Genomic DNA, 24,633 nt, shown 5'->3' with positions numbered 1-24,633 from the left:
CCTCCCGATTGACAACGTTGTCCAGACCAGGATGTCCTCAACGTAGCGACGAGCCGGGAGCGGGGCAATATCGGGCGACGATGACAACAGGACAAGCCCGGGTGAAATCCGGACCGACTTTCGTCGGTGTTTTCCGGGGAATCGCAAGAAGAACGTAACCGAAATCGAGTACCGCCGTTCATGTCCGCTTCCGCGTCAAACCGCGTGGGAGATCAGTGATCAACGCCGAAAAGCGTGCTGGTACTGTCCCGACCAAGCGCGGATGATCATCGGACCGGCGGTGCTGCACGCCCGCTCGCATTCGGTGCGGAGTTCCCGAAGTCGTGGACGCCCGGCGGAGCGCGCACTCCGCATGAATTCGCGCGAAGGCTGCCGGGGGGCCGGGGCCTGTCTCATCTGAGGACAACCGAAGGAGTGCGGTCGACGTGCGGTTAACCGGGATCAGAACGCGCGAGCCGGACAGGACGAGCCTCCGGCGCAGGATCAGGAACATTCTGATCACCATCGTCGCGCTGTTCTTCGTCGTGGTGCTCGCCGGTTTCGCGCCTTCGTTCGTCGACGGGCTCATCGTCCGCTACGTCGCCGTCACCGTGCAGGACACCTCGATCCCCGCTGTCCGCACCTTCACCGCCGTGCAGGCCGAACGCCAGGTCGTGGCACGGGCTTTCGACGGTCAGGCCCGCCCCGACGTGCTGGACCAGCGCTACGCCGCCACCGACCGCGCCGTCGCCGAGCTGTCCGACCGGCTCTCCGACCTGAGCTCCAACCCGGCCGTCCCCGCCGACATGAAGGCCAAGATCGACCGGGTCGGCACGCTGCTCGACCAGCTGCCGCGCTCCCGCCCGTCGACGCCGATCGACCCGGCGCGCAAGACCGAAACCCTGCGCGACTACAACGAGGTCCTCGACGCCGGTGCCGACCTGTTCGACGGCCAGGCCCGCTCCGTCGAGGACGCCCAGGCCGGGCAGGCCGGCATCACCGCCACCGAGATCTTCCGCGCGGGCGACCAGATGGCGCAGACCACGATCCTGGGCACCCGCGGCGTGGAATCCCGCATGACGCCGCAGGAGCAGGTCGACTTCGCGGTGCTCGTGGGCTCCTACCACGACGAGATCGCCGAGCAGGTGCCGCACGCCTCGCCGCAGGTCCAGCAGCGCTACGAGGAGCTCACCCGCTCCGGGAGCTGGCAGCAGCTGCGGGCGATCGAGCAGCAGATGATGTCCGGCGGCCAGGCGCAAGGCGTCACCACCGAGCAGTGGCACCGGGTCAGCGACCAGGTCACCGCGGAGATCACCGACCTCGCCGTCGAGCAGGCCCGCTACGGCGCCGACCTCGGCCTGACCAACGGCACCAACGCGCTGCTGCGCACCGCCCTGTTCGCCGGGCTCGTGCTGCTGGCCACCGCCGGTGCCGCGCTGCTGATGTGGTGGTTCGCCGGACGTCACCTGGTGGCCCTGGTGCCGCAGCGACTGGTCGAACTGCGCGACGCCGTCCGCAAGATCGCCGACGAGGACGTGCCGGAGCTGTTCCGCAAGGTCGAGCGCGGCGAAGAGGTCGACGTCTCCGCTCCGCTGCGCTCGCTGGACTTCGGCAAGGACGAGATCGGCGAGGTCGCCGACGCGTTCGCCGGCGCCTACCAGGTCGCGGTGCAGGAGCGCATCAAGCAGAAGCAGACCTCGGACGCGTTCACCCGCGTCGTGGTCGGCATGGCCGCGCGAGTCCAGCAGATCGTGCAGAGCGCGATGCAGATCGTCGACACCGAGGAGCGCGAGGCCGGCGAGGCCGCACCCCGCTACCGGGCGCTGCTGGTGCTCGACAGCCTCCTGCTGCGCGCCCGCCGCCTGGCCGAGAACCTGCGGCTGCTGTCGGGCAACCGGCTCGCCCGCTACCACAAGGGCCCGACGCCGATGGAGGTCATCCTCGAATCGGCGCGAGCCGAGATCGAGCACTACGGCCGCATCCACACCCGCCACCCCGGCGCCGTGGCCATCGACGGCCAGGCCGCTCCGTACCTGATCCGCGTGCTCGCCGAGCTGATGGACAACGCCGCCAACTACAGCTCGCCGCAGGGCAAGGCCCGCGTGTGGACCGAGGAGCGCAACGGCGACCTCGTCGTCGTCATCGAGGACCGCGGCCTGGGCATGCCCGGCGAGAAGCTCGGCGAGGCCAACGCGATCCTGGGCACCGACACCGATTTCGCCCTCGGCAGCGTCCAGCGGCACATGCAGCTCGGCCTGCCGGTCGTCGCCCGCATCACGCAGCAGTGGCACATCCAGGTCGCGCTGACCGCAGGGGAGTCCGGCGGCATCCGCGCCGAGGTCGCCATCCCCGGCGACCTGCTGCGCGAGCCCGAGTTCGAGCGCTCCGCGCCGTCGGTGAGCTCCACCAGCCGCGGCACGCTGGGCAGCGCCACCGCGCTGCTGGCCGAGCCGGTCGAGACCCGCACCCGCCCGGAACCGCCCAAGCCGCGCGCCGAACCGGCCGAGGAAGCTCCGCTGGAGACCTCCCCGGTGGGCCTGCCGGTGCGCCGCCGGGGAGCGTCCGCCGTCGGCCGCGCGCTGGACGAGGAGAAGAAGGCACAGGCCGAAACCTCCGGCGAGGACACCGGAACGCGGCGCAGCGCGGGCGGCGGCGGAGCGATGGGCTTCGTGTCCGGACGTCAGAACCACGGGAACGACCAGGGTGAGGGGTGAACACAGTGAGCGATAGCCGGGACGACTTGAGCTGGGTGCTGACCGACTTCGCGCAGCGCGTCGTGGACGTGGACTGCGTCGTGTTGTGGTCGTCGGACGGGTTCCCCAGGGCCGCCTCCGAAGGAGTGTCCAAGGAGCAGGCCGAGGACCTCGCCGCGATGTCGGCGTCGGCCTTCAGCTCCTCGAAGCGGGTGAGCGTGATCGGTGGGGGAGGTGACCTGAGCAAGACGGTCATCGAGGGCGCGAACCGGTTCGTGATCCTCGCGCTGGCCGCCGAGCGCACCGGGATCACCGTGTGCGTCGACACCGCAGCCGATCCGCTGATCGTCAACGTCGAGCTGGACCGGCTGCTCGCCCAGGTCGGCGAGCACCTGGTCACCGAGGGACGCGGCGGAGCCGACTCGCTGACGGGGACGAGGCCGTAACCGATGGCCGAGCAGAACGTCCACGCAGAGGACCCGGGAGCGGGCGTGCGCCCGTTCGTCGTCGCCGGTGCCCCGGAGAAGGCCGACCTGGACCTGGACCTGGCGACGCAGGTGGTCGCCAGGGTCGGGGGCGACGGGCACCGCGACCTGTCGATGAGCGACAGCGCCGCGCTGGAGCTGGCGAAGAACCCGGTCGCCATCGCCGAGGTCGCCGGAAGCCTCGGAACCCCGGTGCTGACGGCACGCGCGCTCGTGGGTGCGCTGCTGCGCCGCGGGATTCTCACCCTCGACGGCGAGAGCACCCCGGAAGAAACCGTTTCCGATGCAACACTGGAATACCTACAGGGGGTTCTGGACAGTGTTAAACAGCTTTGAGCGGCCGCCGGTCAAGCTCGTCATCGCCGGCGGTTACGGGTGCGGCAAGACGACCCTGATCAAGAGCGTGGCCGACCCGGACCGCTACGTGCGGCTCACCGACGAGCCCATCACCGACGCGAGCGCCTCGGTGGACGCGCTGACCGGGGTCCCGGAGAAGACGACCACCACGGTCAGCATCGACTTCGGCCGGATCAACCTGAGCAACGGGACCCCGCTGTTCCTGTTCGGCATGCCCGGCCAGTCGCGGTTCTGGTCGGTGTGGGACGACCACACGCACGGCGCGTTCGGAGCCGTGGTCGTGGCCGACACCCGCCGGCTCGACGACTGCTTCTCCAGCCTGGACTTCTACGAGGACCGGAAGATCCCCTACGTGGTCGCGGTCAACGAGTTCGACGGCACGCAGCGCTACCGGCCCGAGGACATCGCCAACGCGCTGCAGATCGACACCGCCAAGGTCCCGGTGGTGAACTTCGACGCCCGCCGGCGCGCCGACGTCAAGGACGTCCTCGCCCGACTGCTGGAGCACGTCATTGGTACTGCTACTGCCGGTGCGGCTTCGGCGCGTGGGAGGAGTAAGTCTGGAGTGTAAGTGGCTCCCATTAGCCACTTTTGAGTGATGTCCTCATTGGACGGAGCCTTGCTATCGTCGAATGATGGGGAAGACGCTGGTGAAGCGGTCGTACAAGTACCGCTTCTATCCGACGGTGGCGCAGCGGATGGAGCTGCTGCGCACCTTCGGCTGCGTTAGGAAGGTGTACAACCTAGCGTTGGAGGCGCGATCACGGGCGTGGGCTGACGATCGGCGACACGTGAACTACAGCGAGACTTCGGCAATGCTGACGTCATGGAAGAAGTCCGCGGAGTTGGCGTACCTCGCTGAAGTGTCGTCCGTTCCCTTGCAACAGGCGCTCAGGCACCTGCAGAGTGCCTTCAACGCGTTCTTCAGCAAGCGTTCGAAGTACCCGCGCTTCAAGTCGAAAAAGAGGACCCGAGCGTCAGCTGAGTACACTCGTTCGGCGTTCAGGTATAGCGATGGCGTACTGAAGTTGGCGAAAATGACTGAGCCTCTGAGCGTCGTGTGGTCGCGGCCGCTCCCGGATGGGGCTGTTCCTTCGACGGTGACGGTCTGGCGTGACAGCGCGGATCGGTGGTTCGTGTCGATCCTGGTCGAGTCCGTTGTCGAGCATCATTTGCCTACTGCGGATGCTGTCGGGCTGGACGCGGGGATCACGACTCTCCTTACGTTGTCAACCGGCGAGAAGATCACGAATCCGAAACACACTGACCGTGAGCGCAAGCGGTTGGCTCGTGCGCAGCGTGCACTGAACCGAAAGTGTCACGGTTCCAGCAATCGGGAAAAGGCTCGTCTCAAGGTCGCTCGTATCCATAGCAAGATCGGTGACCGGCGGCGGGACTACCTGCACAAGGTCACCACGCGACTCGTCCGTGAGAACCAAGCGGTCGTGATCGAGGATCTTGCGGTGCAAAACATGATCAAGAACCGAAGGTTGGCGCAGGCGATCCTCGATGCGGGGTGGTCCGATCTGCGGTCGATGCTGGAGTACAAGTGCGCTTGGTACGGGCGCGAGCTGATTGTGGTGGATCGTTGGAGTCCCTCGTCCAAGACGTGCTCGCGCTGCGGCATTGTCGTCGAGAAACTACCGCTCCACGTTCGTGAGTGGAGATGCCGGGGTTGTGGGGCTCGGCATGATCGCGACATCAATGCCGCGAGGAATATTCTGGCCGCCGGGCTGGCGGTCTCGGCCTGTGGAGCTGATGTAAGACCTCAACAGGGGAGTTCTCCTGAGCGGGCCATTGGCTGTGAAGCAGGAACCGCTCGTCGTGAGTCGGGCGGAAACCCTGTACTGCAGGGGTAGTCAAGAAGCAGATGGCTGTTCAGCAGAAGGTCGGCGCAGGTCAGTGAGCCGGTGACGGCCGGACGCCGCCGGGACCTCCGCGCGTTCGCGGCCCCGGCGGTGCTCCTGCTTGAGACCTCGCACGTAGGTGGGGACGTCCACGTTGAGGGCGTCCTCGCGGCGCTCGGTGCCGTAGCGGCGGGCGATTCGGTCCAGGTGGGCGCGGGACTCGGCGAGCATCTCCCGCTCGCCGGGCAGCGCGGCCTCGCCCGCGATGAGGTCGCCGATCCACTCCGCCTGAAGCTCGGCGAGCTTGGTCAGCGCGCCCACCGGGCGCAGGAACCCGGCGAGGTAGAGCCCCCGGTGGCCCGGCGGCACGACCCGGTGGAACAGCTCCAGCCGCCCCTCGGAGTCGAACGCGACGTCGGCGGGCAGCGGCAGTGACATGTCGTAGCCGGTGCAGTAGATGACGGCGTCGACCTCCTCGACGCTGCCGTCACCGAACGTCACGCCCGTCGGCGTGAGCCGGTCGATCCCGGGCCGCACGGTGATCTCGCCGTGCGAGAGGCGGCTCAGCAGCTCGTCGGAGATGGTGATCGGGGCGTCCATCACCCGGTGATCGGGCTCCGGCAAGCCGTAGTCGGCGATGCGACCGCGGGTGAGGTGCAGCAGGACCTCGATGAGCCTGCGCTGGGCCTTGAACGGCAGGAACGACCACCAGCGGCTCGCGGCGATCTCGTCGATCGGCAGCCCCATCAGCGTTTTCGGCACCACGTGCGAGCCCCGGCGCACCGACAGCACCGTGCGCGCGGCCACCCGGGAGAGCTCGACGGCGATGTCGCAGGCCGAGTTGCCGAACCCGACGACCGCGACCGACTTGCCCCGGAACGAATCGGAATCGGTGTACTGCGCGGAATGCAGCTGCTCGCCCCGGAATTCGGCCGAACCGGTGATCTCCGGGTCCGGCATGCGCGGCACCGAGTGATAACCCGAGGCCAGCACCACCTCCCGGAAGTGCCTCGTGCGCACCGATCCTCGCGGGTCCCGGCTGGTGACGAACCAGCCGCCGGCCGGGTTGGGCTCCACCCGGCGGACGTCGGTGCCGAACTCGATCCGCTCGGTCAGCCCGTGCTCGTCGGCGAATCGGCGCAGGTAGGACGCGACCTGGTCGTGGCGCGGGTAGCGCGGGAAGTCCTCGGGCACCGGGAAACCCGTGAACCCGGTGACCTTGCTGGAGGTGTTGAGGTGCAGCGACCCGTAGGCCGGGTGCGAGTCGGGGGAATCGGTCGAATCGAAGTTCCAGACCCCGCCGACCGCGGAGTCCCGTTCCAAGCAGACGAAATCGATTCCGCGCCGAGCCAGCGAACGCATCGCGGCGAGTCCGGAAATACCGGAACCGATCACGCACACATCACGTTGATCCGCCTGGTGAGAAGGTTTTTCCCCGCGATCGTCCACAGTGCTCATTGGGTCCCCTCCGCGCGCAGCCTATTCCCAATTCGAGTTCTGGATGAGATCGTGTAGAAGGTCCTGAGAGGCGCCATGCCCGCGATCAAGAGTAACCGCGATGCGGAAGGTCGGGGTAGTGCCTACTTCGCGAGAGGTCTCGTCATCACCTCAACGGTGGGGAGTGTTCCCCGCTCATGACATCTCATTCACACAGTTCCTGACCAGCCAGTACCGAACCGCCGCCGAACATCTGGGGTTCTCGGCCTCCGATGTGGAGACCCTGATCACAGAACTCAGTGTGGCGTTGCGGCCGTGGGGTGATCACCCGATCGGCCCTTGTCCGAAGGTTCCCTCTTTTGTTTCAGCGGACGGTTTTCCGGCCGAGATGTCGCTCAGCTGGCGAGAGCGCCGTCCCGAACTCCGCGTCCTGTTCGAATCGCTCGGGGACGAGCCGACCCCCGCGGGTTGCCAACGTGCGGGACGGTCTCTCACCGAGCGGCTGGCCGAGCGCCCGGGGGTGGATCTGCACCGCTACCACCTGGTGGAAGACCTCTTCGTCAGCGAGGACCCGCGGCTGAACCGTCCCACGATCTGGCATTCGCTGGCGTGGCGGCCCGGTGAGTCCACGCGGTACAAGACCTACTTCAACCCGCAGGCCGGAAGCACCGATCCGGCCGACGTCCTCGACCGCACCACCGAAGCGATGGGGCGACTCGGCTTGGCGAGTTCCTGGAGTTCGGTGCGAATGTGGATGCCGGAGATGATGGACCGGGGAAATGAGATCGAATTCGCCGCACTCGATTTGGCGGATTCGCCGAATGCGCGGGTGAAGGTCTATTTCCGCATCAACGCCCGCTCGCTGGAGGACCTCGACGCGGTGGCCTCCTTGGCGAGCGGTCACGATTCCGAGCGGGCCGCCCGGGTGTGGCGGTCCCTCTATCACGGCCAGGACAAGGCGGAAGGGGAGGAACCGATGGTGTGCCTGGCCTTCCGGGAGGGTTCGGCGCAGCCGGACGAGGCCAACCTGTACCTGCGATTACCCGGCAACGCCGAGTCCGATGAGGACGCCGCCGCGCGCACGGCGGACCTCATGCGGACCGAGGGCCTGGACCCGGCGTCGTACCTGGACATGATCGAGGCCCTCGCGCCCCGTCCGCCGTCGGCGATGACGGGGCTGCAGGACCTGCTGGCCTACCGGACCAAGGCCCCGGACCGGCCCGCCGACATCGGCGTGTACCTCCGGTTCTCGGTCTACGACCAGCCGGTGGAGCCCTGACGATCGGCGTCGAGAAAGGGGTGGTGGCGGGCTGCCGCCACCCCGTTCCCTCCCGTAGCTTCGGGGAATGGACGACCTCGCCACACGTGACCTGATCCGCTACTCCGGCCGCGGCTCCTTCAGCCCCGGCGTCATCGAGCGCGCCGAGGGCGCCTGGGTGTTCACCGAGGACGGGCGCGAGCTGCTGGACTTCACCTCCGGGCAGATGAGCGCGATCCTGGGGCACTCGCACCCCGAGATCGTCGCCACGGTCCGCGACCAGACCGCCCGGCTCGACCACCTCTACAGCGGCATGCTCAGCCGCCCGGTCATCGACCTGGCGCGCCGCCTCACCGAGACGCTGCCGGACCCGCTGGACAAGGCGATGTTCCTGACCACCGGCGCGGAGTCCAACGAGGCCGCGCTGCGGATGGCCAAGCTCGTCACCGGCAAGCACGAGATCGTCTCGTTCGCCCGCTCCTGGCACGGCATGACCCAGGCCGCGGCCAACGCCACCTACAGCGCAGGCCGCCACGGCTACGGCCCGGCGGCCCCCGGCAACTTCGCGCTGCCGGTGCCCGACGCCTTCCACCCGGACCTGACCGACGCCGACGGCGAGCTGGACTGGCGTCGCCAGCTGGACCTGGGCTTCGACCTGATCGACGCGCAGTCGGTGGGCAGCCTCGCCGCCTGCATCGTCGAGCCGATCCTGAGCTCCGGCGGTGTCATCGACCTGCCGCCCGGCTACCTGGCGGCGCTGCGCGACAAGTGCCACGAGCGCGGCATGCTGCTCATCCTCGACGAGGCCCAGACCGGCCTGTGCCGGACCGGCGACTGGTACGCCTTCGAGCGGGACGGCGTCGTCCCCGACATCCTCACGTTGTCCAAGACCCTCGGTGCCGGGCTGCCGCTGGCCGCGGTGATCACCAGCGCCGAGATCGAGCAGCAGGCCCACGACCGGGGATTCCTGTTCTTCACCACCCACGTCAACGACCCGCTGCCGGCAGCCGTCGGCAACACGGTCCTGGACGTGCTCACCCGTGACCGCCTCGACGTGCGCGCCCGCGAGCTGGGCGCACGGCTCAGCGGCGGCCTCACCGAGCTGGCGGGGACGCACCCGGTCATCGGCGACGTCCGGGGCCGCGGACTGCTGGTCGGCCTGGAGCTGACCGCCGGGCCCGATGGGGGAGACGTCGACAAGCTCGGCGCGGCGGTGACCCGTCGTTGCACCGAGCTCGGGTTGCACATGAACATCGTCCAGCTGCCCGGCCTGGGCGGTACCTTCCGCATCGCACCTCCGCTGACGGCCACCGAGGCAGAGATCGACCGGGGTCTGGCGATCCTCGACGAGGCGCTGAGCGACGTGACCGGCGAGCGCTGATGGGGTCGGGCGCTGAAGGATCAAGCGCTGGGAGATATCGAACAGGTGACAGGGCGGTGTGTGGGGTGGGGTGCGGCCCCACGCGCGGTTGATGATGGTCGGCATGTCTGAGAACGGGTCGAAGGACGTGGGAGCCGGGACGGAGTCCGAGTCGGGCGCGTTGGAGCCGACGACGAAGGACGGCACCGGCACCCCGGGCGTCACCTCGAACGACGACGGCTCGAAGCACGACACCGGGTCGGTGGAGAAGGCCGGGCCGACCTCCGGCAAGCACGAGCTGGCGTCGTCGCAGAGCCGCACCGGGCTGCTGTGGACCGCGCTGGCCGTGGCCGGTGTCGTGCTGGTCTTCCTGCTGATCTTCGTCGCGCAGAACTTCGTCTCGGTGACCGTGCACTTCCTGGGCCTGCAGTTCAGCCTGCCGCTGGGCCTGGCGCTGCTGTTCGCCGCCATCATCGGCGGCGTCCTGGTCTGGCTCGCGGGCACGGCCCGCATGATCCAGATGCGTCGCGCCGCGAAGAAGGCCCGCAAGCAGGCTTAGTTCGGCTCTCCCGAGGTGCCTGCGCCGGGTGTTGTCCGAGGCGCCCCGCAGCACCCGGTAGCCCGGTGGCGGGTGGCTCGAGCAGGCCTCGCCCCGGTGTTTTCGTTCGCCTCCAAGGCGTTCCGGGCCGGTTGACACGTGATCGACGTCATACTAGCGTCCGGTTCCGGAACTTTTCGAAACAATTCGTTCAAGGCCGCGCGGAATTCCCGCGCGGCCCACCCGGCCATTCGGCAAGCGCTTTCCCCTTGGTGGCCGGGCAGCACATCCGGCGCATGCGCCCGGGTCGACGACGATCCCGCAGCGAGCTCAACAGCCGCGGTGGAAGAGCCATCGGATGTGGAGGGGTGGGCCCGTGCACGCGCTGGACTGGGTCATGGTCATCGGGTACTTCGGGCTGATGGTGGCCATCGGGTGGTGGTCGCACCGCAGGGTCAAGACCGACAGGGACTTCTTCATCGCGGGCGGTCGGATGCCCTGGTGGCTGGCCGGGATCTCGCACCACATGTCCGGGTACAGCGCAGTGTTGTTCGTCGCCTACGCCGGAGTCGCCTACAGCCAGGGCGTCACCGTCTACTTCTGGGGCTTCGCCTCCATCGGCATCGGCGTGGCCATCGGCGCCTGGCTGTTCGCCGCGCGCTGGAACCAGCTGCGCGCCGAGTTCGGCGTGGCCTCGCCGCTGGAGTTCCTGGCCCGCCGCTTCAACATCCCCACCCAGCAGGCGCTGGCCTGGAGCGGGGCGTCGCTGAAGGTCTTCGACGTGGCCTCCAAGTGGTTCGCGGTGTCGATCCTGCTGGAGTCCTTCGCGGGCGTGCCGATCCTGGTGGGCATCCTCGTCACCGGGGGTGTGACCCTGCTGTACTGCACGGCGGGTGGGCTGTGGGCCGACGCCCTCACCGACTTCGGCCAGTTCGTGATCCAGGGCCTGGCCGGGATCGTGATGATCTGGGCGGTGCTGTCCTCGCTCGGCGGCATCTCCGGCCTGTGGACGATGTGGGACCGGTTGCCCGCCGGGCACCTCTCGCCGGTCACCGAGGACTACACGACCGTCTTCCTGCTGGTCTACGTGCTGGTCAAGACGCTGGAGTACAACGGCGGCATGTGGAACCTGGCGCAGCGCTACATGGCGGCGCCGGACAACCGCGCCGCGCGCCGGGGCGCGCTGCTGTCCTCGGCGCTGTACCTGGTCTGGCCGCTGGTGCTGATGTTCCCGATGTTCGCCGCCCCGCTGTTCGTGCCGGGGCTGGAGGACCCGACGACCTCCTACGCGGCGATGACCGAGAAGCTGCTGCCCGCGGGCATGGTGGGACTGGTGCTGGCGGGCATGTTCTCGCACACGATGGCCATGGTCGCCTCCGACGCCAACGCCATCTCGGCGGTGATCACCCGCGACATGCTGCCGGTGCTGTGGCGCCGGGCCCGCGAGTTCGGCGAGGTCCAGCGGCTGCGCGCCGGCCGGATCGCGACGTTCTCGTTCATCGCGCTGAGCATGCTGGTGGCCACGCAGGCCGACAGCCTCGGCGGCGTGCTGTCGATCGTGGTCTCGTGGGTCGCCGCGCTGATGGGCCCGATCTCGGTGCCGCTGCTGCTGGGGATGCTGCCGTGGTTCCGGCGCTGCGGTTCGCGGGCGGCGCTGGTGTCGTGGGCGGGCGGCCTGATCACCTACGCGGTGCTCTACTACGGCGTCGACGCCAACGAGACCGCGACCGTGGCGACGCCGATCATGGTGTCGCTGGTGCTGTTCGCGGGTCTGGGCCTGGTGGCCTCCGAGCGCACCCGGGAGGTCGACGACATGCTCGACGAGCTCGACCGCGCCGCGAAGCGAACCGAGGCCCGTCGGAGCGGAGTTGGTCCGATTCCGGGGTGATGAGGAGGAAATGCGGGGTCGATTGCCGGCAGCCGTGCGGAAATGCGGCCATTCGAGTGATTCCTGCGACGCGGCGAATTCGCGATCCCAGCCCTGCCCTCGCCCTTTCACACGTTCCGCCGGGTCGTGACGGTTCAGTGGGAAAAATCCCGGAGGAACTCCAGGCCGCTCAGCTGTGGTGGGGAATACCCGCCAACATCCACTATTGAGTGAAGATCATCCGATAGGGTCTCGAACGTGTCGAGGGCACCCGCTGTCGGGTCGCCGGATGTGCCCCGGCGCGGGCGAAGACCACCGATGGAAAGAACGTGGAAGTGACGACCCAAGACGACTCCTCATCCTCGCCGAGCCCCGAGAGACGACGCACCGGAGGCGGATCCTCGATCCGGTCGCGGCTGACCTGGGCGGTGTTCGTCCCGTGGGTCGTCGTGGCGGTGCTGTGGTCGGTGGGGTGCTCGCTGTTCGCCTTCGACGCCTTCTTCTCCCGGCAGATCGCCTCCGGCGTGCAGCAGATGTCGCTGCCCGCGGTCAACGCGCTCGACCAGGTGCAGCGCGAACGGCTCCGCAGCCTGGAGGTCATCAGCCAGCCCGGCGCGGCCACCGACGAGCTGCGCGGCCAGCAGCGCGCCACCGACAGCGCGCTCAAGGAGCTCGACGAGAAGGCCGTCCCGGTCCTGGAATCGGCGCCGGCCGACGTGATCGAGCCGATGAACGAGCTCAACGGCTACTTCAAGCGGCTGCCCGACCTGCGCCAGCGCATCGCGGGCGGGCAGGCCACGGTCGAGGAGCTCAACGCGTTCTACAACGACATGTTCGACACCGCGACGCGGCTCTTCGACATCCAGTCGCGGATCACGCCGGACTCCGAGGCGCGCCAGGGCTCGCTGGCTGCGGTCGGGTTGTTCCGCGCCTCGGACATGCTCTCCCGCGAGTCGTCGATGGTGGGCACCGTGCTGGCCAGCGGCCAGCTGACCCCGGCCCAGCACCGCGAGCTCACCGGCTACGTCGTCGGGCACCACACCGCGGTCGAGGCGAACCTGACCACGATGCTGCCCGACGTGCGCCAGCGCTACCAGGCGATGATCGACAACCCGGACTGGAAGCAGCTCACCGCCGCCGAGGACGAGCTCGTCGCGCACGGTTCCTTCGGCCCGGGCGAACGCCCGCAGCTGCGGGTCGAGGACTGGCGCCGGATCACCAACGACGTGGGCGCCGAGATGTCCAACCTGGTCCGCGCCCAGAGCGAGCAGGTCGCCAACGGCGCGGTCAACCGCGCGAGCAACACCCTGCTGACGGTGCTGATCGGCAGCCTCGTCGCGCTGGCGGTCTCGGTCGGCTCGTTCTTCTTCGCCCGCCGCGTCTACCGCACGGTCGTCGACGACGCGCTGCTCACCCGCCTGCAGGGGCTGCGCACCGAGTCGCTGGCGATGGCCGAGCGGCTGCCCGACGTGGTCCGCAGGCTCCGCGAGGGCGAGGCGGTCGACGTCGACGCGGAGATGGTCGGCCTGGGCCAGTACGGCACCGACGAGGTCGGCGAGGTCGCCCACGCCATCCAGCTCTTCCAGCAGGAAGCGGTGCAGGCCGCCGTCGGCGAGACCCGCGCCCGCCAGGGCGCCCGCGTGGTCTTCGTCGGCATGGCCCACCGCATCCAGCGGCTGCTGCGCGGCATGCACACCACGATCGACCAGCTGGAGCGCAACGAGGAGAGCTCCCAGCAGCTGTCCAAGCTGTTCGACCTGGACAACGCCACCACCCGCGCCCGCCGCACGGTGGAGAACCTGCTGGTGCTCGGCGACCAGCAGCCCGGCCGCCGGTGGAGCCGCCCGGTCGCGCTGATGGACGTGCTGCGCTCGGCGATCTCCGAGATCGACCAGTACTCGCGGGTGGTCATCGGCCACGTTCCGGACGTGATGATCCACGGAGCCGCGGTGGGCGACTCGATCCACCTGCTCTCCGAGCTCATCGACAACGCCACCGCGTTCTCCCCGCCGAACACGCAGGTGCACGTCGGGGCCACCGAGGTCGCGCGCGGCATCGCCATCGACATCGCGGACCAGGGCCTGGGCATGGATCCCGAGATCCGCAGCCGCGCCAACGAGATGATGCACGAGCCGCCGGAGTTCGACCGGCTCGTGCTGGAGAACAACAAGGCCGAGCAGCTGGGCCTGTTCACCGCCGCCCGGTTGGCCTCGCGCCGCGAGGTCTCCGTGGAGTTCGGCGTCTCGGCCTACGGCGGCACCCGGGCCACGGTGCTGCTGCCCAACCGGATCCTGGAGACCGGGCCCGGCAGCGGCGAGCACGACACCGTGCAGGTGCCGGTCAGCGCCGTGCAGCGGCGCCAGGAGATCGCCGGGAACCTCGAAGAGCGGGAGCGGCAGCGGCGTTCGGCCAACGGCGAGCAGGCCGAGCCGGCGCTGGTGCCGCAGCCGCGCGAACTCAGCTGGGACGGGACGATGAGCGAGCAGGCCACCTCACCCGGCTACGAGTGGCCGGACGCCGAAACGTCCGAGCCCGGCGCGAATCCCGAAGGTGGCGCGAAACCCGAAGTCGGCAACGGGAAGCGCCCGGCCCTGCCCAAGCGGGTGCCGCAGACGCACCTGGCCGACGGGCTCAAGGACGATCCCGACGCCGAGGAGGAGCAGGTGATCGCCTCGCCGAGCAAGCTGGCGGGATTCCGCCGCGCGTTCCGGGGAGGCTTCGACCGGTCCGACGAACCGGACGGGGATCACCCCGGCAGAAGCGGCTCGTGAGCAGACCAGACGACAAGCAAGTGCAGGTGAGGTGGGCATGACCGAGACGGCTTCGAAACTGAGTTGGCTGCTGGACGATTTCGTGCAGGGCGTGCACGGCGCCGATCACGCGGTGGTGCTGTCCAACGACGGCCTGGTCATCGCCAAGTCCGCGGGGCTGGACCGGGACGCCGGTGACAAGCTCGCCGCGGCGGCGTCCAGCATGCGCAGCATCGGCAAGGGCGTGAGCAAGGACTTCGGCCGGGGCCAGGTCGCGCAGACGCACGTCGAGATGGAGCACGGGTTCCTCTTCGTCTCGGCGGCGGGCAGCGGCGCGTGCCTGGCCGTGCTGTCGGCGGCGGACACCGACATCGAGCTGGTGGCCTACGAGATGGGCCGCCTGATCACCCGCGTCGGTTCGTTCCTGTCGGCGGCGCCGCGAGAGCTGCACGGTTTGGCGGCGGAGAGGACCTGACAGTGGACGAGGCGTGGTACGACGATGAAGCCGGACCGATGGTCCGGCCGTACACGATCACGCGCGGCCGGACACCTGGGCAGCACAAGCACCACCGGCTCGACACCGCGACCCAGGTCGTCACCGTCGAGCCGCGGCCGGAAGCACCGAGGCTGGAGCTCACGCCCGAGCACCGCGCGATCCTGGAGGCGTGCCACCGCCCCGTCTCGCTCGCGGAGCTCGCCGTCGCTCTGGGACAGCCGATGGGCGTGGTCCGGGTCCTGTGCGGCGACCTGCTCGATCACGGTGCCGTCTTCGTGCGCACGCCTCGGAGCGAAGTCAGCAGAGAGATCTTGGAGCAGGTGTACCGTGGGCTTTGCAGACTCTAGGGTGGCCGACGCGCGGGCCGGGGCCGATCAGGCCGTTCCGGCGCGGTCCGGCCGGAGCGAGGGGGACGAGGGTGCCAACCCCGCCCCGATACCCGTGAAACTGGTGGTGGCGGGCGGTTTCGGCGTCGGGAAGACGACGATGGTCGGCGCGGTCAGCGAGATCCCACCGCTGACCACCGAAGAGGAGATGACGGTCGCCAGCGAGGGCATCGACGATCTCAGCGGTGTCGAGCGCAAGGAGACCACCACCGTCGCGCTGGACTTCGGGCGCATCACCATCTCCGACGAGGTGGTGCTGTACCTGTTCGGCGCACCGGGCCAGAACCGGTTCTGGCCCCTGTGGAACGACCTGGCTCTGGGCGCGGTCGGCGCCGTGGTGCTGGTGGACACGCGCAAGCTGCAGGAGGCGTTCGCCTCCGTGGACTTCTTCGAGCGTCGCGGCATCCCGTTCGTGGTGGCGGTCAACATCTTCGACGACGGCTACCGGTACGAACCCGAGGAAGTGCGGGACGCGCTGGTGATCCCGCCCGAGGTGCCGATCGTCATCTGCGACGCGCGGGACCGCGCGCTGTGCAAGAACGCGCTGGTCACCCTCGTGCGGCACGCCATCGACCGGACGCCGTCCGAACTGGCGTGAGCGTTGCCCGGGTGCCCGGAAGAGGGCACCCGGGAACGGGTTTCAGCTCAGCGGCGCCGTCCGGCAGCGGAAGTGCCGCAGGATCGGCGGGTTCTCGGTGATCCGGTAGCCGGGCACCGATTCGGGGTCCTTGGCGATCTCGGCCAGGATCTCGCCCACGTACTCCAGGTGGCTGTGGTCGTAGACCCGGCGCGGCAGCGCCAGGCGCACCAGCTCGAACGGCGCGGGCGAGGTCAGCTCGGCGTTCTCGTCCAGCGTGCCGAGGTACAGCGACCCCAGCTCGGCGCAGCGGATGCCGCCCTCCCGGTACAGCGCGCAGGCCAGCGCGTGGCCCGGGAACTGCGCCGGGCCCAGGTGCGGCAGCAGCCGCCCGGCGTTGAGGTACACCCCGTGCAGGCCCGACGGGCGGATGGTGCCCACCCCCGCCTGGTGCGCGCGGTCGGCCAGGTAGGCGGCCTCGTGCTCGCGGTCGGCGAGGTAGGCGGGCGTGACGACCTCCCGCAGTCCCTGCGCCAGCTGCTCCAGCGTCGAGCCGGTGAGGCCGCCGTAGGTGCGGAAGCCCTCGGTGGCGATGATGTCGACCTCGCAGCGGTCGGCGAGCTCGGCGTCGTTGACGCCGATGAACGCGCCCTCCGGCGACAGACCGTCCTTCTTCAGGCTGGCCACGGCTCCGTCGGCGAGTTCGAAGGCCTCCCGCGCGACCTCCAGCGGGGTCTTGTCCTGGTAGCCGGGTTCGCGGCGGATGACCAGCCAGGCGTTCTCGGCGAACCGCGCGGCGTCGAGGATCAGCGGCACGCCGCGCTCGCGCGCCAGCGCGCTGACCTCCTTGAGGTTGGCCATCGACACCGGTTGCCCGCCGCCGCCGTTGTTGGTGATGGTCATCAGGATCTGCCCGACCCGCTCGCCGTCGGGCCCGTCGAGGACCTGGCGGACGGCGGAGACGTCGATGTCGCCCTTGAACGGGTGCTCGGCGTCGAGGTCGAACAGCTCCGGGCTCGGCAGGTCGCGCGCCTCCGAGCCGAGCCGCTCCACGTTGGCGCGGGTGGTGTCGAAGTGCGTGTTGCTCAGGCTGATCCGGCCCTCGCCGAGCAGGGCGGTGAACAGCACGCGCTCGGCGGCGCGCCCCTGGTGCACCGGAAGCAGGTGCTCGTAGGGCACGACCTCCCGCAGCGCCTCGCGGTAGCGGTAGAACGACTCGGCGCCCGCGTAGCGCTCGTCGCCGCGCTGCGCCCAGGCCTGCTGGTCGATCGAGACCGCACCGGTCCCGGAGTCCGACAGCAGGTCGATGCTCACCTTGTCCGCGGGCAGGTTGAACGGGTTGTGCCCGGCGCGATCCAGCTCCTCGACGCGCTGCTCCCGCGTGGTGATCGGGATCGGGCGCACGACGGCGGAGACGTACGGGCGTAAGTGCGGCATGCGGGATGTGCTCCTCGGGTCAGTTCTTCGTGCCGCCGTAGGCCTCCGACGAGGCGTAGACGGTGGTTCCGGTCCGGTCCGGGCTCAGGCGGAGGGAGACGTGGGCGAGCATTCCGGCCTGGGCGGCCAGGTCGCGGTCGGTGAGCGCGCCGATGACCTCGTCGAGCATCGCGGGGTCGACGCGGCGGGCGCGCAGGTGCCTGCGGACCCGCTCGCGGGCCACCGAGTCGTCCGGGACGTAGTCGCGCAGCGGCAGGTAGAGGCTGTAGTTGCTGGGCTTCTCGCGGTCGCCCTGCACGAACGAGTAGCTCGACACCAGCGGCCTGCCCGCGAAGCGCTCGGTGCCCGGCGCCAGCAGCCGGCAGAAGTCGCCGACCTGGCCGTGGTCGATGCCGGGGACGGCGGAGGCGGCGTGCTGGACCTCGGCGATGCCCGCGTCGTGCTGCGAGACGTAGATCTTGACGCGCGACTCCGGGCTGCGGTCCAGGTCGAGGGCGAAGAACGTGAGCCGGTCGGCGGGACGTCGCAGTGCGTAGTCGGAGACGGTCAGGTGGGCGCCGTCGAGGCCGAGGCGGGTGAAGGCCTCCTCGACCAGCTCCTCGGCCCGGTCCCGCCCGCGCACGTCGGGGTTGAAGTAGATCTTGAACTTGGGGCGGCCCGCGGCGTCGAAGATGAAGGAGAACCACCAGGAGAACTTGCCCTGCGGTTCGTCCGGGCTGAACAGGTCCTCGACGGCGCGCAACCGGTCCAGCGGCAGGTCGTAGCGCTCGGCGAGGGCGGCGACGAGGTCCTTCGCGGCCCGCAGGTTCGCGGCGGGTGAGGGGGCGGCGGGCAGGGTTTCGGCGAGGATCCGCAGGTGGCGGTCGCCGCCGTCGCTGACCTGGACGGAGAACTCTACGGGGGTGGCGTCGTCGGCGATGTCCGACGGCCACAGCGGAGGGCTGGCCAGGGGCCGGTCGCGGGCCGCTCCCAGCACTTCACCGAGTAATCGCGCGGGGTCGTCCTGGTCTATTCCGACTGCTCGGCAGAGGTTTTCCAACTGCCTTTTCGTCAGTTCGCCGAGTGTCTCGTCGGCTGTGCTCATCGCAGCCCCTGATCAATCTGACTTCGGACTCCGGCTTTTTGACCACCGGAAAGGTACGGGCGATCACGATAGTATCCACGATCTTGCCGCTTCGGCGCCACCGGAGTGATCTTGGTGAGCGGCGTTCGGGGCGCGAAACTCCTTGTTACATCGAGTAACTGAGCGAAGTGTCCAGGATGGCGACTTCGGGAACGTGTGATCAACAAGGTGTTCACACAGTGGGTTCCATTTGGTAATAGATCCACAGTGGACTCATGAATTATCCGGTCCGAAACTCATCCGGAAGCGCCCCTGCCGACAAAAGCGGACGCGCAATGCCTGGTCAGCCGCCGGTGTTCTCGGCGTCATCGCGTCCGGACACCGGTGTGAACAAAGGGAAACCGGTCCGTGAGTATGATCTTGACGCGGTCCGAGCGGCGGGCGGCGGCGACATCGGGGGCGAGCGTCCCGCGCCGCGTCCGGCCGGGGTGGGGTTCTGGGGTGTCCGGGTCCGCCTGGCCGGTCGGTGATGGCGTAGAAAAGGCGTGATCGGACCCGCATCGGCGGGTGACGGTCGCGGGTCCGGAAGTGACTCTCCGGTACACTTCCGCGGCCGGGCGCAGAGTTGAGTTGGAGAGTCTCGATGGCACGTGACGCGGACCACGACGATTCCGGTGGGATCTCCGCGATCCTGAACCGGATCGACCCGTTCGCGTGGGTACCGATCATCGCGATGTTGGTGCTCGCGCTGGTGACGGCGCTGGTCCTGGAAGTGCCGTTGCTGGGCCTGATGCTGCTGATCGGCGCTCTGGTGATCTTCGGCTTCGACCTGTGGATCAACAGCCGCAAGAACGCGGGCAAGGCCCCGCTGCGGATGCCCGGCCGCCGGCGTCGCGATGACGACGACTTCGACCTGGACTTCGACCGCGACGACCGCAGGCCCTCCCGCGCGGAGACCTCCCGCCCGGAGCGCGGCGCTCAGCCGCCCGCAGGACGCCCCGGCGCCCGGCCCGGTGCCGCCCAGGGCCGTCCCGGCGGCCCGCAGCAGGGACGACCGGGAGCGGGTCAGGGTCGCCCCGGTCAGCCGCAGCCCGGCGCGGGCAGGCAGGGAGCCCCCGGCCAGGGACGCCCGCAGGGACCGCCGCCGAACCAGGGCGGCCGTCCCGCGCCCCCCGGCCAGGGCCGTCCCGGAGCGCCGCCGAACCAGGGCCGTCCGCAGGGCAACCCGCCGGCCGCACCGCCGCCCGGCGGGGGGCGCCCGGGTGCCCAGCCCCCGCAGCCCCCGGGCCCGGGTCGTCCCGGCCCTCCCGGTGGCCCCGGCGGTCGCCCGCCGCAGCGCCCTGCTCCCGGCGGCAACCGCTACTGACAGAACCCGGCCCCAGCCTCGCAGGCTGGGGCCGAGTTGTTCTCGCAGGTCAGTGCGGTGCCGGGGTCAGATCCCGCGCGGCGGCGGGGCCGGTCGCCGCGCGCAGACCGCGGCGGGCGAGCTCGGGGTGCACGCCCTCGCCGAACCAGTACGCCTCCTCCAGGTGCGGGTAGCCGGAGAGCACGAACTCCTGGATGCCCACCGCGTGGTACTCCTCGATGAGATCGGCCACCTCGGCGTGACTGCCCACCAGCGCCGTCCCGGCCCCGCCGCGCAGCAGTCCGACACCGGCCCACAGACCCGGGTGCACCTCCAGGTCGCGGGCGCTGCTGGGCAGCACGCCGCCGTGCAGCTCGGCGATCTTGCGCTGGCCGACGGCCTCGGTCTTGGCGATCTTGGCCTGGGAGGCCGCGACGTCGGCCGGGTCCATCTGCTCCAGGAACCGCTGCGCGGTGCTCCACGCGTCCGCGCCGGTGTCGCGGGTGATGACGTGCGCGCGCAGCCCGAACCGCAGCTCGCGACCTTCCTCGGCGGCCAGCTCGCGCAACCGCTGCACCTTGCGGCCCACCGCTGCAGGCGGCTCGCCCCAGGTCAGGTGCACGTCGGCGCGGCGCGCGGCCACCGGCAGCGCCGCGTCCGAGGATCCGCCGAAGTACAGCGGCGGGGCGGGTTCTGGCGCCTCGAACGATGTCGCGCCCCGCACGCTGTAGTGCTCGCCGTCGAAGTCGAAGGGCTCCCCGGCGAAGATCCCGCGCAGCACCGCCAGGAACTCGTCGGTGCGCGCGTAGCGCTCGTCGTGGTCGAGCCAGTCGCCGTAGCGCTGCTGCTCGGTGGACTCACCACCGGTGACGATGTTGAGCAGCAAGCGGCCCTCGGAGACCTTCTGGTAGGTCGCGGCCAGCTGCGCCGCCAGCGTGGGCGACAGCGAGCCCGGCCGGAACGCGACCAGGAACTTGATCCGCTTGGTGCGGGCCAGCAGCGCGGCGGTGGTGATCCAGGCGTCCTGGCACCAGCTGCCGGTGGGGGTGAGCATGCCGGTGAAGCCGAGGTGCTCGACGGCCTGGGCGACCTGGGCGAGGTAGTCGATGTCGGGGCGGCGCGGTGTGTCGGCCCCGGTCGGCGTGGTGTGCGGGCGGTCCACGACGGACCGGCCGTCGCCGTGGGTCGGCAGGAACCAGTGCGTGGTGATGGGCATCGGGATTCCTCTTAGGCGGTGGCGAGCTGGGTGGCGAAGCGGGTGTCGACGAAGTCGGCGAAGGTGAACCTGCGCGGGATCTCCTCGGCGGTGACGAAGGCGTCGGCGAGTTCCTGCTCGGACCGGATGACGGTCTCGTCCAGCGGGACCGGCAGGTCGGGGCCGAGTTCGGTGGCCTTGCGGGTGACCTCGATCGGCAGCCCGGTGTCCTGCGACCAGGCTTGGGCGCGGACTTCCCTGTTGGCGTCGGAGAAGCGGTTCGCCCTGGCCAGCCGGGTCAGGTAGTCGGCGATCGCCGAGTTTCGCCGGGCGTCGGCCAGCGCGGCGGTGCTCGCGACCTGGAAGGTGTAGCCGTTGGCGCCTCCGGAACGCCCGTCGGCGATGACCCGTGCGCCGGATTCGAGCTGGATCTGGGCGAAGTAGGGGTCCCAGATCGCCCAGGCGTCGACCGCGCCCTGCTTGAACGCGCCCAGCGCGTCGGCGGGCTGCAGGAAGACGAGCTGGACGTCGTCGGGGGTGAGGCCGACGGCGGCGAGGGTCTGCAGGATCTGCCCGTGCGCGGAACTGCCCTTCGCGACCGCGATCTTCTTGCCGCGCAGCTGTTCCCGCGACTGCAGCGGTGAGTTCGGCAGCACCACGACGGCGTCGCTGGCGACGTTGCCCTGCGAGGCGGCGACGATCTTGAAGTCGGCCTTGGCGGCCGCGGCGAACAGCGGGGGAGTGTTGCCGGTTCCGCCGATGTCGATGGCGTCGGCCGACAGCGCCTCCAGCAGCGGTGGTCCGGAGGTGAAGGTCGCCCACTCGACCTGGTAGGGGAAGTCGTCCAGGCCCGCCGAGCGGATCAGCGACTGCGAGGCGCCCTTCTGGTCGCCCACTCTCAGCTTCACCCCCGCCAGCTGGTCCGGCGGGATCAGGGCCGGGGGCGGCGCGGAGGTGGCGTCACCGCCACCGGCACCGCCGCCGGAGCACGCGGCGAGCAGCCCGGTGGCCGAGGTGGCCGCGAACAACGACAGGAAATCACGACGACGCAAGGTCTTTCACTCCATCAGCGAGGCGCGACGCATCAACCCGGGATGACGACGTCACCGGGCGAGCGCGAGGCGGAGGACGGTTTTTCCTCGAATTGACCGGGCAAAAGGGATATTGATCATGGACAGTTCGAGGAAAAACCGCCCACGGCCCCGAAAAGCCCTAAGCGATCGGACAGATGGAGCTGGCCTGCCGTCGCAGATCGACGTGCAGGCGCCAGGAGAAGGCGTTCCGGATGAACACGCATCGGATGCTCGCAGCGCCCCATCGGGAGGTCAACGCTCGAGACGGATATCCCACATCACGGAACACCGTGCCACTCTGTGCGGGAGTCCTGAAAGCGGAACGGCCCCGATCCCGGTGGGATCAGGGCCGTTCCGGTCCGTCGACCGAGGTCAGACTGTCGCCGGGGTCTTCGGCAGGCCGAGCTCGGCGGTCGGGACCTTGTGCGTTTCGCGGGCCGAAGCGACCGCGATGATGTTCAGCGCGCACAGGCCCGCCGTGAACAGCGCCACGTAGATCCACCCGTCGCGGCCACCGCCGATGGCCTCGGAGATGCTGGGGGAGAACCCGGCCAGCGCGAACCCGATCTGGGTTCCCACGGCCATGCCCGACAGCCGCACCTTCGCCGGGAACATCTCGCCGTAGAACGCGGGCCAGATCCCGTTGGTGGCGCTGTAGACCACGCCGAACAGGGCGATGCCGGAGGCGAAGATGAGCACCCAGTTCCCGGTCGACAGCGACCACAGGTAGGCGAACATCAGCACCGCGCAGCCGGCCGAACCGCCGATGAACACCGGCTTGCGGCCGATCCGGTCGGCCAGCCCCGCCCACAGCGGGATCGCCGCGAGCGCCACGACGTTGGCCAGCACGCCCACCCACAGGATCGGGGTCTTGGCCAGGCCCACGGTGTTCACCGCGTAGCTGAGCGCGTAGACGGTGAAGATCGTGCTCACCGCGGCGATCACGGACGCGACGATCACCCGCAGCACGTCGGCCCAGTGGTCGCGGAACAGCGGCAGCAGCGGGGTCTTCTCCCGCTTGGTCTCGGCGACCTCCTCGACGAACACGGGCGTCTCGTCGAGCTTGCTGCGGATCACCAGGCCGACGATCACCACGATCCCGCTGAGCCAGAAGGGAACCCGCCAGCCCCAGGCCACCAGCTGGTCCTCCGGCAGCGCGGCCACCGGCAGGAACACCGCGGTGGCCAGGATCTGCCCGGCCTGGGTGCCGCTGAGGGTGAAGCTGGTGAAGTACGCCCGCCGGTGCGCGGGCGCGTGCTCCAGCGACATCGAGTTCGCCCCGGCCTGCTCGCCCGCGGCCGAGAAGCCCTGCAGCAGCCGGAGCGCGACCAGCAGGGCGGGCGCGGCCAGGCCGATCTGGTCGTAGGTGGGCAGGCAGCCGACGAGGACCGTGGAGATCCCCATCAGCAGCACGGTGAACACCAGCACCCGCTTGCGGCCGAAGGCGTCGCCGATGTGGCCGAGGATGAACGCCCCGATCGGCCGGGCCAGGTAGCCGACCCCGAAGGAGGCCAGCGCCAGCAGCGTGCCGGTCGACGGGTCGGCGTCGGGGAAGAAGATCTTGTTGAACACCAGGGCCGCGGCGGTGCCGTAGATGAAGAAGTCGTAGTACTCAAGCGCGCTTCCGATCCACGCGGCGATCGCGGCTTTGCGCGGTTTGCCCTGGGTGGCTCTCGGGCCGTCGGTCACTGTCAGCTCCAGGAAGTCCGTGCACCGTTGCGCGGTGACTTATGAACCATCTAGTTAGTTCTCAAGACTGTGAAGCTCCCGCGAACCCGTGTCAAGGGGGTGTTTCGGGCTCGTTGCGCCCGGCTCGGCGCCGGGGGAGGCCGCGTCAGCTCCGGGACAGGAAGTCGAGCACCATGTCGCCGAGCATCCGGCGGTAGTGGTCGCGGCGCTTCGGGTCGAGCAGGTCGCGCTGGAAGATCGCCTGGAACGTGTAGCGGTTGGCGGTCCGGAACACGCAGAACGAGCTGATCATCATGTGCACGTCGAGCGCGTCGACGTCGTCGCGGAACACCCCGGACTCCCGCCCGCGCTGCAGCACGCCGTCGAGCACCTCCACCGCCGGGCCGGCCAGGCCGGGCAGCAGCTCGGACTTGGTGAGGTGCTCGGCGCGGTGGATGTTCTCGATGCTGACCAGCCGCAGGAAGTCCGGGTGCGACTCGTGGTGGTCGAAGGTGAGCTCGGCGAGCCTGCGGATCGCCTCGGCGGGTTCCAGCGCCTCGAGGTCGACCTGGCTCTCCAGGCCGCGGATGACCGAGTAGGCGTTCTCCAGCGCGGCCAGGTACAGCTGCTCCTTGCCGGAGAAGTAGTAGTAGATCATCCGCTTGGTGGTGCTGGTGCGCGCGGCGATCTCGTCCACCCGGGCTCCGGCGTAGCCCTTGTCGGCGAACTCCTCGGTGGCCACCCGCAGGATCTCCGCGCGGGTCCGATCGGCGTCGCGCTGCTTGATCGCTGCGGTGTCGGACGACGGTGCGGCCACGATGC

The 24,633-nt window shown here is 69.6% G+C and carries 21 protein-coding genes; 14 read left to right on the top strand and 7 right to left on the bottom strand.

The window, feature by feature from the left end; genetic code table 11:
• Window positions 1-425: 425 nt before the first annotated feature.
• From QFW96_RS11400 to QFW96_RS11380, 5 genes are all read left to right on the top strand, one after another.
• Window positions 426-2,693 (top strand): sensor histidine kinase, encoded by a 2,268-nt coding sequence (locus tag QFW96_RS11400; protein WP_281455548.1) that lies wholly within the window; start codon window positions 426-428, stop codon window positions 2,691-2,693.
• 5 nt (window positions 2,694-2,698) lie between these two features.
• Window positions 2,699-3,118 (top strand): roadblock/LC7 domain-containing protein, encoded by a 420-nt coding sequence (locus QFW96_RS11395; protein ID WP_281455547.1) that lies wholly within the window; start codon window positions 2,699-2,701, stop codon window positions 3,116-3,118.
• A gap of 3 nt (window positions 3,119-3,121) precedes the next feature.
• Window positions 3,122-3,493 carry a DUF742 domain-containing protein gene (locus QFW96_RS11390; RefSeq protein WP_281455546.1) on the top strand — a complete coding sequence of 124 codons (372 nt, stop codon included), beginning with the start codon at window positions 3,122-3,124 and terminating at the stop codon, window positions 3,491-3,493.
• Window positions 3,477-4,085, top strand: a complete 609-nt coding sequence (locus QFW96_RS11385; RefSeq protein WP_281455545.1) for a GTP-binding protein — start codon at window positions 3,477-3,479, stop codon at window positions 4,083-4,085. The genes QFW96_RS11390 and QFW96_RS11385 overlap by 17 nt, the downstream gene beginning before the upstream one ends.
• A 64-nt stretch (window positions 4,086-4,149) precedes the next feature.
• Window positions 4,150-5,373 (top strand): RNA-guided endonuclease InsQ/TnpB family protein, encoded by a 1,224-nt coding sequence (locus tag QFW96_RS11380; RefSeq protein ID WP_281455544.1) that lies wholly within the window; start codon window positions 4,150-4,152, stop codon window positions 5,371-5,373.
• Here QFW96_RS11380 and QFW96_RS11375 read toward each other — a convergent pair whose 3' ends face one another.
• Window positions 5,374-6,756, bottom strand: coding sequence for a flavin-containing monooxygenase (locus QFW96_RS11375; RefSeq protein ID WP_281455543.1), 1,383 nt, complete (start codon window positions 6,754-6,756; stop codon window positions 5,374-5,376).
• Window positions 6,757-6,919: 163 nt separating this feature from the next.
• Here QFW96_RS11375 and QFW96_RS11370 point away from each other — a divergent pair, with 163 nt between their 5' ends.
• The 8 genes from QFW96_RS11370 (at window position 6,920) to QFW96_RS11335 (ending at window position 16,051) form a co-directional block, all read left to right on the top strand.
• A complete protein-coding gene (locus tag QFW96_RS11370) occupies window positions 6,920-8,077 on the top strand; it encodes a tryptophan dimethylallyltransferase family protein (RefSeq protein ID WP_281455542.1) in 1,158 nt (385 codons plus the stop codon).
• A gap of 67 nt (window positions 8,078-8,144) precedes the next feature.
• Window positions 8,145-9,437 (top strand): aspartate aminotransferase family protein, encoded by a 1,293-nt coding sequence (locus QFW96_RS11365; RefSeq protein WP_281455541.1) that lies wholly within the window; start codon window positions 8,145-8,147, stop codon window positions 9,435-9,437.
• Window positions 9,438-9,540: 103 nt separating this feature from the next.
• Window positions 9,541-9,975 carry a LapA family protein gene (locus QFW96_RS11360; protein ID WP_281455540.1) on the top strand — a complete coding sequence of 145 codons (435 nt, stop codon included), beginning with the start codon at window positions 9,541-9,543 and terminating at the stop codon, window positions 9,973-9,975.
• 355 nt (window positions 9,976-10,330) lie between these two features.
• Window positions 10,331-11,842, top strand: coding sequence for a sodium:solute symporter family protein (locus QFW96_RS11355; protein ID WP_281455539.1), 1,512 nt, complete (start codon window positions 10,331-10,333; stop codon window positions 11,840-11,842).
• Window positions 11,843-12,156: 314 nt separating this feature from the next.
• Window positions 12,157-14,592, top strand: a complete 2,436-nt coding sequence (locus tag QFW96_RS11350; RefSeq protein WP_281455538.1) for a sensor histidine kinase — start codon at window positions 12,157-12,159, stop codon at window positions 14,590-14,592.
• Window positions 14,593-14,629: 37 nt separating this feature from the next.
• The gene (locus QFW96_RS11345; RefSeq protein WP_093421907.1) at window positions 14,630-15,046 is read left to right on the top strand and encodes a roadblock/LC7 domain-containing protein; all 417 of its coding nucleotides are present in this window, start codon (window positions 14,630-14,632) and stop codon (window positions 15,044-15,046) included.
• A gap of 2 nt (window positions 15,047-15,048) precedes the next feature.
• The gene (locus QFW96_RS11340; protein ID WP_281455537.1) at window positions 15,049-15,414 is read left to right on the top strand and encodes a DUF742 domain-containing protein; all 366 of its coding nucleotides are present in this window, start codon (window positions 15,049-15,051) and stop codon (window positions 15,412-15,414) included.
• A gap of 88 nt (window positions 15,415-15,502) precedes the next feature.
• Window positions 15,503-16,051 carry a GTP-binding protein gene (locus QFW96_RS11335; protein WP_281455749.1) on the top strand — a complete coding sequence of 183 codons (549 nt, stop codon included), beginning with the start codon at window positions 15,503-15,505 and terminating at the stop codon, window positions 16,049-16,051.
• A 42-nt stretch (window positions 16,052-16,093) separates the two neighbouring features.
• On the opposite strand, the gene QFW96_RS11330 is transcribed toward QFW96_RS11335, so the two are convergent.
• Together QFW96_RS11330 and QFW96_RS11325 are read right to left on the bottom strand one after the other, a co-directional pair.
• Window positions 16,094-17,467, bottom strand: coding sequence for a tryptophanase (locus QFW96_RS11330; RefSeq protein WP_281455536.1), 1,374 nt, complete (start codon window positions 17,465-17,467; stop codon window positions 16,094-16,096).
• 19 nt (window positions 17,468-17,486) lie between these two features.
• Entirely contained in the window at window positions 17,487-18,443 is a 957-nt protein-coding gene (locus QFW96_RS11325) for a tryptophan dimethylallyltransferase family protein (protein WP_281455535.1), read from the bottom strand.
• A gap of 730 nt (window positions 18,444-19,173) precedes the next feature.
• Between QFW96_RS11325 and QFW96_RS11320 the strand changes: the two genes are divergently transcribed.
• Complete coding sequence (locus QFW96_RS11320; protein ID WP_281455534.1) at window positions 19,174-19,896, top strand: hypothetical protein; 723 nt, start codon at window positions 19,174-19,176, stop codon at window positions 19,894-19,896.
• Between the two features lie 49 nt (window positions 19,897-19,945).
• Here the strand turns inward: QFW96_RS11320 and QFW96_RS11315 are convergent, their stop codons facing one another.
• From QFW96_RS11315 to QFW96_RS11300, 4 genes are all read right to left on the bottom strand, one after another.
• Window positions 19,946-21,091, bottom strand: coding sequence for an LLM class flavin-dependent oxidoreductase (locus tag QFW96_RS11315; protein ID WP_281455533.1), 1,146 nt, complete (start codon window positions 21,089-21,091; stop codon window positions 19,946-19,948).
• Window positions 21,092-21,102: 11 nt separating this feature from the next.
• Window positions 21,103-22,122, bottom strand: a complete 1,020-nt coding sequence (locus tag QFW96_RS11310; protein ID WP_281455532.1) for an ABC transporter substrate-binding protein — start codon at window positions 22,120-22,122, stop codon at window positions 21,103-21,105.
• 393 nt (window positions 22,123-22,515) lie between these two features.
• Window positions 22,516-23,832: an MFS transporter gene (locus tag QFW96_RS11305; RefSeq protein ID WP_281455531.1), complete on the bottom strand. Its 1,317-nt coding sequence runs from the start codon at window positions 23,830-23,832 to the stop codon at window positions 22,516-22,518.
• Between the two features lie 145 nt (window positions 23,833-23,977).
• Window positions 23,978-24,628 (bottom strand): TetR/AcrR family transcriptional regulator, encoded by a 651-nt coding sequence (locus tag QFW96_RS11300; protein ID WP_281455530.1) that lies wholly within the window; start codon window positions 24,626-24,628, stop codon window positions 23,978-23,980.
• Between the last annotated feature and the right edge of the window lie 5 nt (window positions 24,629-24,633).

Origin of the sequence: Saccharopolyspora ipomoeae, from assembly GCF_029952525.1 — a bacterium.
Classification (GTDB): domain Bacteria; phylum Actinomycetota; class Actinomycetes; order Mycobacteriales; family Pseudonocardiaceae; genus Saccharopolyspora; species Saccharopolyspora ipomoeae.
Note: the sequence above shows the minus strand (reverse complement) of the source record. Positions and strands in the feature narration are given on the sequence as shown.